We start from the raw sequence: 13,333 nt of genomic DNA, 5'->3' as shown, positions 1-13,333 counted from the left end.
GCGCGTCGTGGCGAACGTTCTCGGCCGCGCGCCTCTCGGACATCCCGCAGAATGGATGTATGAGGTGCGCCCGAGTGCGATCGGGCGCGGACGTCGACGCGGTCCCCAGGTCCGCTCCGTCCGCACCCACCGCCTTCAGGCCGGCGCACCCGAGTGACGGCGTAGGAGAGAAGCGATACCTGTGAGCGCAGCGACCACGCGAAGCCGCACCCCCGACCGTCTGTGCGCCGAGGCCGTCGACCTCGCCCGCGCCGCAGCCGAGGAGGCTGCCGCGCCAGGGGTGGTCGGCGAGCACGTGGGGCTGGAGTCCGAGGGCGACCGTGTTGTCACGCACTTCTTCGAGTGCAAGGAGCTCGGTTACCGGGGCTGGCGCTGGGCCGTGACGGTCGCCCGCGCCTCCCGCGCCAAGTTCGTCACGCTGGACGAGGTCGTCCTCCTCCCCGGCTCGGACGCGCTGCTCGCCCCGGAGTGGGTGCCGTGGAGCGAGCGTCTGCGCCCCGGCGACATGGGCCCGGGCGACCTGTTGCCGACCGACGCCGAGGACCTCCGCCTGGAGCCCGGCTACTCCGGCGAGGACGAGCCGTCAGCGGACTCGCCCGTCTCCGAGGAGATGGCGGAGCTGGTGGAGGCGGAGGACGCGGAGGTCACCGCGGGCGCTCCCGCGAACCTCCCCGTCGCCCCGACCCGCGGCTCGATCGCGTCCGTCGCCGAGGAACTCGGCATGCGCCGGGCCCGCGTCCTGTCCCGCTACGGCCTGCATGTCGCCGCGGACCGCTGGGAGGAGTCGTACGGCTCCAAGACCCCGATGGCCCAGGCGGCCCCCGCATCATGCGTGAGCTGCGGCTTCCTCCAGCCGATCGGCGGCTCCCTGGGCCAGGCCTTCGGCGTCTGCGCCAACGAGTTCTCTCCGGCCGACGGCCGTGTCGTCTCCCTTTCCTACGGCTGCGGAGGCCACTCCGAGGCAGCAGTCATGCCCGCGCCGCCGCAGCCGCCCCCGCCGGTGATCGACGAGACCCGGGTGGACCCGTTCCCGCTGCGGCCGGCGGCGGATTCGGGGTCGGTGTCGGTTGTCTCCGACGGGGATGCGGCGGAGTTGGGGCACTCGTAAGTCTGCGGGTGCGTGGGGGTACGCGTCCCTGGGGGCTCCGCCCCCAGACCCCCGTCGGCCCTTAAGGGGCCTTGTCCTCAAACGCCGGACGGGCTGGGATGGCAAACCCAGCCCCTCCGGCGTTTGAGGAGCGGGGGTCCGGGGGCGGAGCCCCCGGGGACGGGACGGGTAGGGGCGGCGGGGGCGAAGAACATCTCGCGGTACCTTCGACCTCACGCCGATGAGGGCCGACGAGGAGAGCCAACGTGAGCAAGTTCGTGCGCCCTGCACCCGAGGGCGCGGACCCCTTCGGGACCGCCCGCCTGCGGCGAGGCGTACTCGACGCCTGGGCCACCAGCCCCGCCCGTTTCCGCGAGGACGCCAACGCCGAGGAGGACCTGGTCCTCGGCGGCTACCGCGACCGCCTCGTCGTCGAGCTCGCCCAGAACGCCGCCGACGCGGCAGCCCGCGCAGGCGTCCCCGGCCGCCTCCGCCTCACCCTCCGCGACGGCGTCCTGGCCGCCGCCAACACCGGCGCCCCCCTCGACGCGGCCGGCGTCGAGTCCCTCGCCACCCTCCGCGCCTCCGCCAAGCGGGACACCCACGAAGGCGCCGTCGGACGCTTCGGCGTCGGTTTCGCCGCAGTCATCGCCGTCACCGACGAGCCGGCGGTCGTCGGCCGCCACGGCGGCGTCCGCTGGTCCCTCGCCGAGTCCCGCGAGCTGGCCGCGGACACGGCACGGCACAGCCCCGGCCTCGGGGACGAAATCCGGCGGCGCGACGGGCATGTCCCGCTCCTCCGCCTCCCCTTCGCCGCCGAGGGCACGGCCCCCGACCCCTACGACACGGTCGTCATCCTCCCGCTCCGCGACCCGGCCGCCACCGACCTCGCCGAGCGCCTGCTGCACGCCGTGGACGACGCCCTCCTCCTCGCCCTCCCCGGCCTGGAGGAAGTGGTCGTGGAGACGGACGACACCGTCCGCACCCTCCGCCGCACCACCGACGGCCCCTTCACCGTCGTAGAGGACTCCGAACACGGCATCACCCGCTGGCGCACCGCCTCCGCCCACGGCCCCCTCACCCCCGACCTCCTCGCCGACCGCCCGGTGGAGGAACGTCTGCGCCCCCACTGGTCCGTCACCTGGGCCGTCCCGGCCGACACCGACGGCACCCCCGCCCACCCCCGCAGCGCCCCCGTCGTCCACGCCCCCACCCCCAGCGACGAGCCCCTCGGCGTCCCCGCCCTCCTCATCGCCTCCTTCCCCCTGGACACCACCCGCCGCCACGCGGCCCCGGGCCCGCTGACCGACTACCTGGTCCAGCGCGCGGCCGACGCCTACACCGAACTCCTCGCCGACTGGCGCCCGGTGGGCGAAGGCATCATCGGCCTCGTCCCGGGCCCGCTGGGCAAGGGCGAGCTGGACGGCGCCCTGCGCGCCGCCATCCTGGAGCGCCTGCCCCGGACCGCTTTCCTCCCCCCGGCCCTGGAACCCTCCGGCGACACGGACCTGCCCGAATCCCTGCGCCCCCGGGACGCGGAGGTCGTGGAGGGCGCGGGCACCGACACCGTGCGGGTCCTCGCGGAGGTGCTGCCCACCCTCCTCCCCGCCGGTCTCGAACGCCGCGTGGAACTACGGACGTTGGGCGTCGCCCGCGTACCGCTCACCGACGCGATCGACCGCCTGGCCGGGCTGGAGAAGGACCCCGACTGGTGGCGGCGCCTCTACGACAGCCTCGCGGGCGTCGACCCCGACCGCCTCTCCGGCCTCCCCGTCCCCCTCGCCGACGGCCGTACGACGATCGGCCCCCGACAGGTACTCCTGCCCACCCCCGACGACGCCCGCATCGACCCGGAGGTACTCGCCCGCCTGGGCCTGAAGGTCGCCCACCCGGACGCGGCCCACCCCCTCCTGGAGAAGCTCGGCGCGCTGCCCGCGACCCCGCGCGCGGTCCTCACGACCCCCCAGGTCCGCGCCGCCGTGGCGGCCTCCCTCGACGATGAGGGCGGGCTGGACTGGGAGCAGAACGCCCCCGACGCGGAGGAGCTGGCCGACACGGTCCTCGCCCTCGTACGGGACGCGGCGCTGGAACCGGGCGACGAACCGTGGCTCGGCGCCCTCGCCCTCCCCGACGAGGACGGCGAACCGGCCCCCGCCGGTGAACTCGTCTTCCCCGGCAGCCCCTTCCACCAGGTCATCAGGGAGGACGAACTCGCCACCGTGGACGCCGAGTTGGCCGAGCGATGGGGCGAACAGCCGCTCGCCGCCTGCGGAGTCCTCGCCAACTTCGCGCTGGTACGGGCGACGGATGTGGTGTTGGACCCCGACGAACTGGAGCCCCGCGAGGGCGACTTCGCCGAGCCCGACGACGCGGGCCTACTCGACGCCGTGGACGTCTGGAGCGAGGACGTCCTCGACCGCTTCCCGGACACCCCCGTACCCCCGGTCGCCACGGAACTGATCGCCGTACGCGACCTGGACCTGGTGGACGACGACAAGTGGCCGCAAGCCCTCGCCCTCCTCGCCCAGCCGCCCCTACGCGATGCGCTGACGCAGCCCGTCCGGATTTTGCTGCCGGACGGCACCCACGAGGTCGTACGCCCGTACACGGCCTGGTGGCTGCGCGGCCACCCGGTCCTCGACGGCCGCCGCCCCGCGGGCCTCCTGGCGTCCGGCGGCGACCCCCTCCTCCGAGGCCTCTACGACGAGGCCGACGCCACCGGCTTCGACGACGAGCAGGTCCTGCGGGCACTGGGCGTACGCACGTCGGTGCCGGCACTGCTCGACGAGCCCGGCGGCGCGGCCGAACTGCTGGACCGCCTCGCAGACCCGGACCGCGAAGTCACGGGCGCCCAACTGCACGCCCTCTACGGCGCGTTGGCCGACCTGGACCCCGACCAGGTGACCCTCCCGGACGAACTCCGTGCCGTCGTGGACGGCCGTGTCGAGGTCGTGGACGCAGCGGAAGCGGTGGTCGTCGACTCCCCGGACCTGCTCCCCTTCACCGAGGGCGTCCCCCTGCTCCCGGTACGCCCGGCACGGGCCGCCGAACTGGCGGAACTGTTCCAGGTCCGGCGCCTCAGCGAGTCGGTGACGGGCGAGGTGGACTCGGAGGGCACCGAGCACGACGTACCGGACTCGGTACGGATCCTCCTCGGGCCGCGGACCCCGTCGACGTACATCGAACACGAGGAACTCTTCGTCGACGGCACGGAACTGGACTGGCGCCTGCCCGGCGACGGCGTACTCCACGCAGCCACCCTGGAGGGCGTCGCCGCGGGCCTCGCCTGGGCGGCGGGCCAGTGGCCACGACGCTTCGAGGTGGCGGCGCTGCTGGAGGATCCTTCGCGGACGGAGGAACTGGCGCGGGACCGCTGGTTCGACTGAACACGAAACGGCCGTTTCACCGGAGGAGAATCCGGTGAAACGGCCGGCTCTCTCGTCCGGCCGGTTCCGGCTAGTCGGCCTCCCGCTCGGTCAGAAACTCGATCAGCAGGGCAAACAGGTGGTCGACCGCTGGCTGTTGCTGATTCTCCGTCAGCGATTTCCAGTGGTGGATGCCGGTTCCGGGGAAGGCGTCCTCGAGGACGAGCAGCATCCACATGAAGCTGCTCTCCTCACCCTTGCGGGCGAGAAGCCACTCGCGGAACCCGTCCAGCAACCTCCCTGACGTACCCAGGTCGATCCCCAGGACGAGCATGGCCGTCGGGTAGTACGTGCCGTCCAGGCCGTACATCCCCGGCCTGTCGCGGATGTTCTCGATGAGGCCCTTGTCGTTCACGCGTCTCCTGCCTGCGTCGTTGCAGGACCGATCAGCCCGCTTCCACCTCAAGGAAGTACTCGAATTGGTCCAAGTCGAGGGCCATGCCGGTCAGATGACGGAAGCCGTCCACGTGCTCCCGCTGCAGCGGATACACATCGATGAGCCGAGCCGCGGGAAGCGCCAGCAGCGCTGCGAAGGCGTCGGCCCCCACGGACGAGACGTCGGTGACCGATTCAGGTGTGTCCTCGTCCTTGGCGTAGCGGGCGACGAGGAGTCTCATGGCGTCACCTTTCGGGAAGCGGCTGCATGGGCGATGTCCATGATCTCAAATCCGTGCTTCGCAAGAACTTCGTAATACCCGAATAAAAATCCGCTTCAGTTGTACAACCTTGCACAACCGCCACGGATCTGATCACGTGAGCCAACAGGCTCCCCGATCACTTTCTCCAGTTGGGGAACACATGCGCATACGTGCCACCGTGGCCGCCGTCTCCGGCGCCCTGGCCATCTCCGCCTTCGCCGTGCCGGCCTCGCAGGCCGCCGACTCCGCCACGTCGTACAAGGCGGAGGCCGCGAAGATCTTTGCCGCGCAGTCCGGCAAGACCGCGTTCAGCAGCACCACCGCCGCGACCGACCTCGGCGTCACCTTCTCCAACCTCAAGATCGCCAAGGCGGTCAAGGTCGGTACCACGAACCACGTCTCCACCACGGTCACCTACACGCTGACCCACGGAGCGAACTACGACATCAACTCCAGCGACTTCGACAGCGGTCCAGTCATCTACAAGGGCAGCTCGGTCGCCGGCGCCGAGAACCTGCTCGGCGGTGAGTTGCCCGCCACCTGCACGGCCACCTCGGACACCACCGCCACCTGCAAGGGAAACATCGACATCTTCCCGATCAACGAGGGCGGCACCGCCGGCGACCTGCTCAACTCGGACGCGGGCAAGTGGTCGGCCGGCGCGATCGCCCTGCAGTACAGCACCGGGGACTACTCCTTGCAGGGCGACCTCGGCACCACCCTCGTCCAGCGCAACTCCAAGCTGACCGTCAACGCCACGCCGGAGCCCGTGAAGAAGGGCAAGACCATCACGGTCGTCGGCAAGCTCTCCCGTGCCAACTGGGAGGACAACAAGTACCACGGCTACACCAACCAGCCGGTCAAGCTGCAGTTCCGCAAGAAGGGCTCCAGCACCTACACCACGCTGAAGACCATCAAGACGAACTCCACGGGTGACCTGAAGACGACGACCACGGCCACCGTCGACGGTTACTACCGCTACAGCTTCGCGGGCACGACCACCACCCCGGCCGTCAGCGCCACCGGCGACTTCGTCGACGTGCAGTAAGCACCCGCACCCGCACCCGCTAGGCGGGAAAGCGGCGGTCGACCACCCTCCACAGCACCTCCAGGGCGACCGCCGCCACCGCCGCGATACCCACCGCCACCCACGGCATCGTCACGCCGACCAGCTTCAGTGCGAAGAAGTGCTGCAGCCATGGCACGGTCAGTACGAAGAGGAACGCCACGCCCATCGAGGCGACCAGGGCGATCCGCCACCAGGTGTACGGGCGGGCGATGATCGCCAGCACCCACATCGAGATCAGGAACAGCGTCAGTGTCGCGGCGCTCGTCTCGGCGTCCAACTGGCCGGGACCTGTGTAGTAGTGACGGGCGATCAGGTAGGTCACGAAGGTCGCGACACCGGCCACCACCCCGCCCGGGATCGAGTACCGCATCACCCGCCGTACGAAGTGCGGCCTCGCCCGTTCCTTGTTGGGTGCCAGGGCGAGGAAGAAGGCCGGGATGCCGATCGTCAGGGTCGAGAGCAGGGTCAAGTGCCTTGGCAGGAACGGGTATTCGACCTGCCAGCAGACCACCAGGATCGCCAGGAGGACGGAGTACACCGTCTTCACCAGGAACAGCGTCGCGACCCGTGTGATGTTGCCGATCACCCGCCGGCCCTCCGCCACCACCGACGGCAGCGTCGCGAAGCTGTTGTTCAGCAGCACGATCTGGGCGACCGCCCGGGTGGCCTCGGACCCCGACCCCATCGAAACACCGATGTCCGCGTCCTTCAGGGCCAGTACGTCGTTCACGCCGTCGCCGGTCATCGCGACCGTGTGCCCGCGGGACTGCAGCGCGCCGACCATGTCCCGCTTCTGCTGCGGGGTGACCCGCCCGAACACCGTGCCCTTGTCGAGGGAATTCGCCATCTCCTCCTGCTCCGGGGGGAGATGGCGTGCGTCCACGGTCGTGCCGGTCAGCCCCAGCTTCGCGGCCACCGCGCCCACCGACACCGCGTTGTCGCCGGAGATGACCTTGGCGCGGACGTCCTGGTCGGCGAAGTAGCGCAGGGTGTCGGCCGCGTCGGGGCGCAGCCGCTGTTCGAGTACGACGAGGGCGGCGGGCCTGGCCCCCTTCGCGGGCTCGGGATCGTCGAGGTCGCGGCCGGCCCGGGCGAGCAGCAGCACCCGTAGGCCCTGCTCGTTGAGCCGTTCCGTCTCCGCGAGGGCCGGGTCGCCCGGGGCCAGCAGGACGTCCGGCGCGCCCAGCAGCCACGTACCGGACTCGCCGTTGCCCTCGCTGAGCGTGGCGCCGCTGTACTTGCGGGCGGAGGAAAAGGGCAGGGACTCGGTGCAGCGCCAGTCCTCGACGTCCGGGTAGGCGTCGATGATCGCCTGGAGGGAGGCGTTCGGGCGCGGATCGGATTCGCCGAGGGCGCCGAGGACCTTGCGTACGTACGACTCGTCGGCGCCCTGCAGCGGCCTGAGCTCGGTGACGTCCATGCCGCCCTCGGTGAGGGTGCCGGTCTTGTCGAGGCAGACGGTGTCGATGCGGGCGAGGCCCTCGATGGCGGGGAGTTCCTGGACCAGGCACTGTTTTCGGCCAAGGCGGATGACGCCTATGGCGAAGGCGACCGACGTCAGCAGCACCAGCCCCTCCGGGACCATCGGCACGATCCCGCCGACGGTCCGCGCGACCGAGTCCTTGAAGCCGTGCTCCTTGACGACGAGTTGGCTGATGACCAGGCCGATCGCGGTCGGGATCATCATCCATGTCACGTACTTGAGGATCGTGGAGATGCCGGTGCGGAGTTCGGAGTGGACGAGGGTGAAGCGGGAGGCCTCCTCGGCGAGCTGGGCGGCGTACGCCTCGCGGCCGACCTTGGTCGCCTTGAAGGCGCCGCCGCCGGCGACCACGAAGCTGCCCGACATGACCTGATCGCCCGGCTTCTTGACCACCGGGTCGGCCTCACCGGTGAGCAGAGACTCGTCGATCTCCAGCCCGTCGGCCTCGATGCACACCCCGTCGACGACGGCCTTGTCCCCGGGCCCGATCTCGATCAGGTCGTCCAGCACGATCTCCGAGGTGCTGATCGCGGCGGTCACCCCGCCCCGCCGCACCGTGGGCCGCGCCTCCCCGATCACCGCCAGTGAGTCCAGGGTCTTCTTCGCGCGCCACTCCTGGATGATGCCGATGCCGGTGTTGGCGATGATCACGTATCCGAACAGGCTGTCCTGGAACGGCGCGACGAACAGCATGATCAGCCAGAGCACACCGATGATCGCGTTGAACCGGGTGAAGACGTTCGCCCGGACGATCTCGCCCATCGACCGGCTGCTGCGCACCGGAACGTCGTTGACCTGTCCCCGCGCGACCCGCTCGGCGACCTCGGCCGCGGTCAGCCCGCGCGCCGTCGCCGGGATGGGTACCGGGTGCACAGGGTCGAGCTCCGCGCCCGCGTCGATGTGCGTCATGCATTCGACGGTACGTGTGGATTTACGGCTTCACCCGCCGAGTGCCCGGAAGATCCGACCTGGGGAGGAGCGAACTCGTGCGCTGGTTGTACGGCCTATTCGGTCACCGAGGCCTACTCCTCACGGAGGCCTACTCGGTCACCGGCTGTTCGGTCGACCCCGACTCCGGTGCCGCCGCCCGCTTGATCGCCGCGTCCCGCTTCCTGACGAACCAGACGCCGTACAGCCCGAGCACGCCTCCGGCCAGGCAGGTCCACAGCCACCACAGGTGCCCGTGGTCGTCGAACCAGCCGTAGAAGGGGAGCTGCACCAGGAAGAGGACGAACCAGAGGATCGTGCCGCCGGTGATGGTGGCGACCACGGGGCCCTCAAGGGGCTCCGGCGCCTCGTGCTTGGGGGTCCACTTCGCCATGAGGGACAGCTTACGAGGCGATCACATCTACGCGCGGAGATAGCGCCCAAGGATTCATATGTTCATACTGAAACAGTTTCCGTGTGTCCACTTCTGCTCGTAGGAACCTCTGAATGCCCACCTCGGCCCCCACCAAGGTCCCCGCCCCCGACCAGTCGGGGGCCCAGCCGGCATCCGGCGCGCTGGACCGCTACTTCAAGATCTCCGAGCGCGGCAGCACGCTCCCGCGCGAGATCCGCGGCGGTTTCGCCACCTTCTTCGCGATGGCCTACATCATCGTGCTGAACCCGATCATCCTGGGCAGCGCGAAGGACATGTACGGGCACCACCTGGACAACGGCCAGCTGGTCACCGCGACCGCCGTGACGGCCGCCTTCACCACCCTCCTCATGGGCGTCGTCGGCAATGTGCCGATCGCGCTCGCCGCGGGCCTCGGTGTGAACTCGGTCGTCGCGCTCCAGCTCGCCCCCCGGATGTCCTGGCCGGACGCCATGGGCATGGTGGTCCTGGCCGGCTTCGTCGTGATGCTGCTGGTCGCCACCGGACTGCGCGAGCGCGTCATGAACGCCGTGCCCTACAGCCTGCGCAAGGCGATCTCCATCGGCATCGGCCTGTTCATCATGCTGATCGGGCTCGTCGACTCCGGCTTCGTCTCCCGCATCCCGGACGCCGCCCAGACCACGGTCCCGCTCCAGCTCGGCGGCAACGGCCACCTCAACGGCTGGCCGGTCCTGGTCTTCATCCTGGGCACGCTGCTGACCCTGGCCCTCATCGTCCGCAAAGTCTCGGGCGCGATCCTGATCTCGATCGTGACGATGACCGTCCTCGCGGTGATCATCAATGCGGTGGCGAAGATCCCGTCCTGGGGTCTTACGACGCCCAAGTGGCCCGGCAACCCGGTCGCCACCCCGGACTTCGGCCTGATCGGAAAGGTCAGCCTGTTCGGCGGCTTCTCCCATGTCGGTGTGCTGACCGGCATCCTCTTCGTCTTCACGGTCCTGCTGTCGTGCTTCTTCGACGCGATGGGCACGATCATGGGCGTCAGCGACGAGGCCAAGCTGACCGACGCCCAGGGCCAGATGCCCGGCATCAACAAGGTCCTTTTCGTCGACGGCATCGCGGTCGCCGCGGGCGGCGCCAGCTCCTCCTCGGCCACCACCTGCTTCGTGGAGTCCACGGCCGGCGTCGGCGAGGGGGCCCGTACGGGCTTCGCGAACGTCATCACCGGCGGACTGTTCGCCCTCGCCCTGTTCCTGACCCCCGTCGCCACGATGGTCCCGTCCCAGGCGGCCACCCCGGCCCTGCTCGCGGTGGGCTTCCTGATCCTGGCCGGCTCGGTCAAGGAGATCGACTGGGCCGACTACACCATCGCAATGCCCGCCTTCGTGACGATGGTGATGATGCCGTTCACCTACTCGATCACCAACGGCATCGGCATGGGCTTCATCACCTTCGTGGTACTGCGCCTGGCTGCCGGCCGGGGCCGGGAGATCCCGGTAGCGATGTACGTCGTGGCGGCGGTGTTCGGCTTCTACTACCTGATGCCGGCGCTGGGCCTCACGTGACGCCGTAGAACCTCTCCGTCTCCTCCACGGCGGACTGGAAGCGCTCGTCGAAGTCATCGCGAATGAGCGTCCGGACGACATAGTCCTGGACGCTCATTCCTCTTTTGGCGGCGTGGTGCCGGAGCCGTTCGAGCAGCTCTCCGTCTATCCGCAGGCTGAGCACACTGGTCCCCATGGGTACGAGGGTCGCTGCACCCTTCGGCGCGGTGTGTCACGTTCCGCGTCTCGATCACCCATATGAGTGATGTTCCGATTCAGTGGCCCGGGTCACGGGAATCGCGGCGCATTCCAGCTTGTTTAGCGAGAGTAATGAGTTATCCTAAAGACATGTCGGACCTCAGCCATGGCGACGACGCTGCCGCCGTGAACTCCCTGCGATCAGCTGTCATGCGGCTGTCCCGTCGGCTCAAGCACCAGCGCGTCGACGAGTCGCTCAGCCCCACCGAGATGTCGGTGCTGGGCACCCTCTCCCTCTGCGGGAAGGCCACCCCGGGCGAACTCGCCCGCAAGGAGCATGTGCAGCCGCCGTCGATGACCCGCATCGTCGCGCTGCTGGAGGCCAAGGGGCTGGTCCGGCTGGAGCCGCACCCCGAGGACCGGCGCCAGAAGGTCGTCACCAAGACCGAGCAGGCCGAGGCCATGCTCGAGGAGAGCCGCGCCAAACGGAACGCGTTCCTGGCCAACCTGGTCGACGGCCTCGACGAGGACGAGTGGGCCAAACTGCGCGCCGCCGCCCCCGTGCTGGAGAAGCTCGCACACCTGTAAGCCACAACGAGGAGGCGAACCCTTTTGAGTTCGGGACCCGGAGCAGACTCCGCCCCCGCACCGATACCTACTACCCCTGCTCCTCCCCCTCCTTCTCCCCTTCCTTCTCCGTCTCCCTCTTCGTCTCCTTCTCCCGCTGTTTCCCGCAAGTCCTCGATGTTCAGCTCGCTGAAGGTCCGGAACTACCGCCTGTTCTTCGGCGGCCAGGTCGTCTCGAACATCGGCACCTGGATGCAGCGCATCGCCCAGGACTGGCTGGTCCTCAGCCTCACCGGCTCCGCCACGGCCGTCGGCGTCACGACGGCACTGCAGTTCCTGCCGATGCTGCTCTTCGGCCTCTACGGCGGCGTCCTCGTCGACCGTCTGCCCAAGCGCCGCACGCTGCTCGTCACGCAGACCTCGATGGCCGTCACCGGCATCGCGCTCGCCGCGCTCACCCTCTCCGGCCATGTCCAGATCTGGCATGTCTACCTCGCCGCCTTCGCGATGGGTCTCGCCACGGTCGTCGACAACCCGGCCCGCCAGTCCTTCGTCTCCGAGATGGTCGGCCCGGAGCAGCTGCAGAACGCGGTCAGCCTCAATTCCGCCAACTTCCAGTCCGCCCGCCTGGTCGGCCCCGCCGTCGCGGGCCTGATGATCACCGGCGTGGGCACCGGCTGGGCGTTCCTCTTCAACGGGCTGTCCTTCGTCGCCCCGGTCGCCGGTCTGCTGCTGATGCGGCCGCGTGACCTGCACGTCGTAGAGCGGGCGCCGCGCGGCAAGGGCCAGCTGAGGGAGGGCCTGCACTATGTCGCCGGGCGCCCCGACCTGATCTGGACGATCGTTCTCATCGGGTTCATCGGGACCTTCGGCTTCAACTTCCCGGTCTACCTCTCCGCCTTCGCGAACGACGTCTTCCACGCGGGCGCCGGCTCCTACAGCCTCTTCAACACGCTGATGGCGGTCGGTTCGCTGTCGGGTGCCCTGCTCGCCGCCCGGCGCGGCACGGCCCGGATGCGCATCCTGATCGCGGCGGCGGTGGCCTTCGGCGCGATGGAGATCGTCGCCGCGACCGCCCCCTCGCTCTGGCTGTTCGCCCTGCTGATGGCCCCCATCGGCATGTTCGGCATGACGGTCAACGTCACCGCCAACACCAGCATCCAGATGGCCACCGACCCGGCCATGCGCGGCCGGGTCATGGCCCTCTACATGATGGTCTTCCTCGGCGGATCCCCGGTCGGCGCACCCATCGCCGGCTGGATCACGGACACGTACGGCGTCCGGGCGGGCCTCGCCGTCGGCGGCGCGATCGCCACGGCGGCCGCCGTCACCATCGGCGTGGTCCTGGCCCGCGTGGGCAACCTGCGTCTGTCGGTCGGCTGGAACCGCGGCCATCCGCAGGTGCGGTTCGTGCCGCGGGAGGCCCAGCAGCAGCTGGCGACTGCGGTCTGATCTCCCGGCCCGGGGGCGTGGCTACACCCTCCGGGCCAGGAGCTGCCCCGGCCACTCGCCCACGGTGAAGGCCTCGACCCTGGCGAAGCCGTTGTCCTCGTAGTAGCGGACGAGCCTGCCGTCGTCGCCCGCGTAGCAGTCCACCCGCAGGAGCGAGACGCCCGCGCGCCGGGTCTCCTCGGCGGCGTGCGCGAGCAGGGCGCTGCCCAGGCCGTGGCCCTTGAAGCGGCGGTCGGAGGCGAGCCAGTGGATGTAGCGCTCCGGCTCGTCGACCGGCGGGATGTAGGAGCCGGGTGCGTCGGTGAGGGTCAGGGACGCGGCCGGTACCCCGTCCGCCTCGGCGATGAACGCGCTGCCGCCGTCCATGTACCCGGCGAGCGACTCGGCCACCTTCGGGTTCTCCGACAGCGGCTTCGTCCCCCACTGCCCGGTCCGCCCCTGCGCGACCAGCCACTCCACACCGCTGTCGAGCATGCCCAGGATCACGGGTATGTCGTCGGGTCCGCCTTCTCTGATGGTGATCTCCATGCGTCCATGGTGGCAGGGTGG

The 13,333-nt window shown here is 70.0% G+C and carries 12 protein-coding genes; 6 read left to right on the top strand and 6 right to left on the bottom strand.

The window, feature by feature from the left end; translation table 11 throughout:
- Positions 1-181 precede the first annotated feature (181 nt).
- Entirely contained in the window at positions 182-1,108 is a 927-nt protein-coding gene (locus P2Q00_RS37570; RefSeq protein WP_275778644.1) for a DUF3027 domain-containing protein, read from the top strand.
- A 245-nt stretch (positions 1,109-1,353) separates the two neighbouring features.
- Positions 1,354-4,473: a sacsin N-terminal ATP-binding-like domain-containing protein gene (locus P2Q00_RS37565; RefSeq protein ID WP_275778643.1), complete on the top strand. Its 3,120-nt coding sequence runs from the start codon at positions 1,354-1,356 to the stop codon at positions 4,471-4,473.
- Positions 4,474-4,543: 70 nt separating this feature from the next.
- Here P2Q00_RS37565 and P2Q00_RS37560 read toward each other — a convergent pair whose 3' ends face one another.
- Positions 4,544-4,867: a hypothetical protein gene (locus tag P2Q00_RS37560; protein ID WP_275778641.1), complete on the bottom strand. Its 324-nt coding sequence runs from the start codon at positions 4,865-4,867 to the stop codon at positions 4,544-4,546.
- Between the two features lie 31 nt (positions 4,868-4,898).
- The gene (locus P2Q00_RS37555) at positions 4,899-5,129 is read right to left on the bottom strand and encodes a DUF7683 domain-containing protein (RefSeq protein ID WP_275778639.1); all 231 of its coding nucleotides are present in this window, start codon (positions 5,127-5,129) and stop codon (positions 4,899-4,901) included.
- 181 nt (positions 5,130-5,310) lie between these two features.
- Here P2Q00_RS37555 and P2Q00_RS37550 point away from each other — a divergent pair, with 181 nt between their 5' ends.
- Positions 5,311-6,198, top strand: a complete 888-nt coding sequence (locus tag P2Q00_RS37550) for a hypothetical protein (protein WP_275778637.1) — start codon at positions 5,311-5,313, stop codon at positions 6,196-6,198.
- Between the two features lie 19 nt (positions 6,199-6,217).
- Here P2Q00_RS37550 and P2Q00_RS37545 read toward each other — a convergent pair whose 3' ends face one another.
- The gene (locus P2Q00_RS37545; protein ID WP_275778636.1) at positions 6,218-8,611 is read right to left on the bottom strand and encodes an HAD-IC family P-type ATPase; all 2,394 of its coding nucleotides are present in this window, start codon (positions 8,609-8,611) and stop codon (positions 6,218-6,220) included.
- Between the two features lie 130 nt (positions 8,612-8,741).
- Positions 8,742-9,023, bottom strand: a complete 282-nt coding sequence (locus P2Q00_RS37540; protein WP_275778635.1) for a DUF2530 domain-containing protein — start codon at positions 9,021-9,023, stop codon at positions 8,742-8,744.
- Positions 9,024-9,136: 113 nt separating this feature from the next.
- Between P2Q00_RS37540 and P2Q00_RS37535 the strand changes: the two genes are divergently transcribed.
- The gene (locus P2Q00_RS37535; protein WP_275778633.1) at positions 9,137-10,588 is read left to right on the top strand and encodes an NCS2 family permease; all 1,452 of its coding nucleotides are present in this window, start codon (positions 9,137-9,139) and stop codon (positions 10,586-10,588) included.
- On the opposite strand, the gene P2Q00_RS37530 is transcribed toward P2Q00_RS37535, so the two are convergent.
- Positions 10,581-10,763: a ribbon-helix-helix protein, CopG family gene (locus P2Q00_RS37530; protein WP_115907461.1), complete on the bottom strand. Its 183-nt coding sequence runs from the start codon at positions 10,761-10,763 to the stop codon at positions 10,581-10,583. The genes P2Q00_RS37535 and P2Q00_RS37530 overlap by 8 nt on opposite strands.
- Before the next feature lie 152 nt (positions 10,764-10,915).
- Between P2Q00_RS37530 and P2Q00_RS37525 the strand changes: the two genes are divergently transcribed.
- Together P2Q00_RS37525 and P2Q00_RS37520 are read left to right on the top strand one after the other, a co-directional pair.
- A complete protein-coding gene (locus P2Q00_RS37525; protein ID WP_275778630.1) occupies positions 10,916-11,353 on the top strand; it encodes a MarR family winged helix-turn-helix transcriptional regulator in 438 nt (145 codons plus the stop codon).
- Positions 11,354-11,377: 24 nt separating this feature from the next.
- Positions 11,378-12,784 carry an MFS transporter gene (locus tag P2Q00_RS37520; RefSeq protein WP_275778629.1) on the top strand — a complete coding sequence of 469 codons (1,407 nt, stop codon included), beginning with the start codon at positions 11,378-11,380 and terminating at the stop codon, positions 12,782-12,784.
- A gap of 21 nt (positions 12,785-12,805) precedes the next feature.
- On the opposite strand, the gene P2Q00_RS37515 is transcribed toward P2Q00_RS37520, so the two are convergent.
- Positions 12,806-13,312, bottom strand: coding sequence for a GNAT family N-acetyltransferase (locus P2Q00_RS37515; RefSeq protein WP_275778627.1), 507 nt, complete (start codon positions 13,310-13,312; stop codon positions 12,806-12,808).
- Between the last annotated feature and the right edge of the window lie 21 nt (positions 13,313-13,333).

The organism is Streptomyces coacervatus (assembly GCF_029223485.1).
GTDB classification, from domain to species: Bacteria; Actinomycetota; Actinomycetes; order Streptomycetales; family Streptomycetaceae; genus Streptomyces; species Streptomyces coacervatus.
Note: the sequence above shows the minus strand (reverse complement) of the source record. Positions and strands in the feature narration are given on the sequence as shown.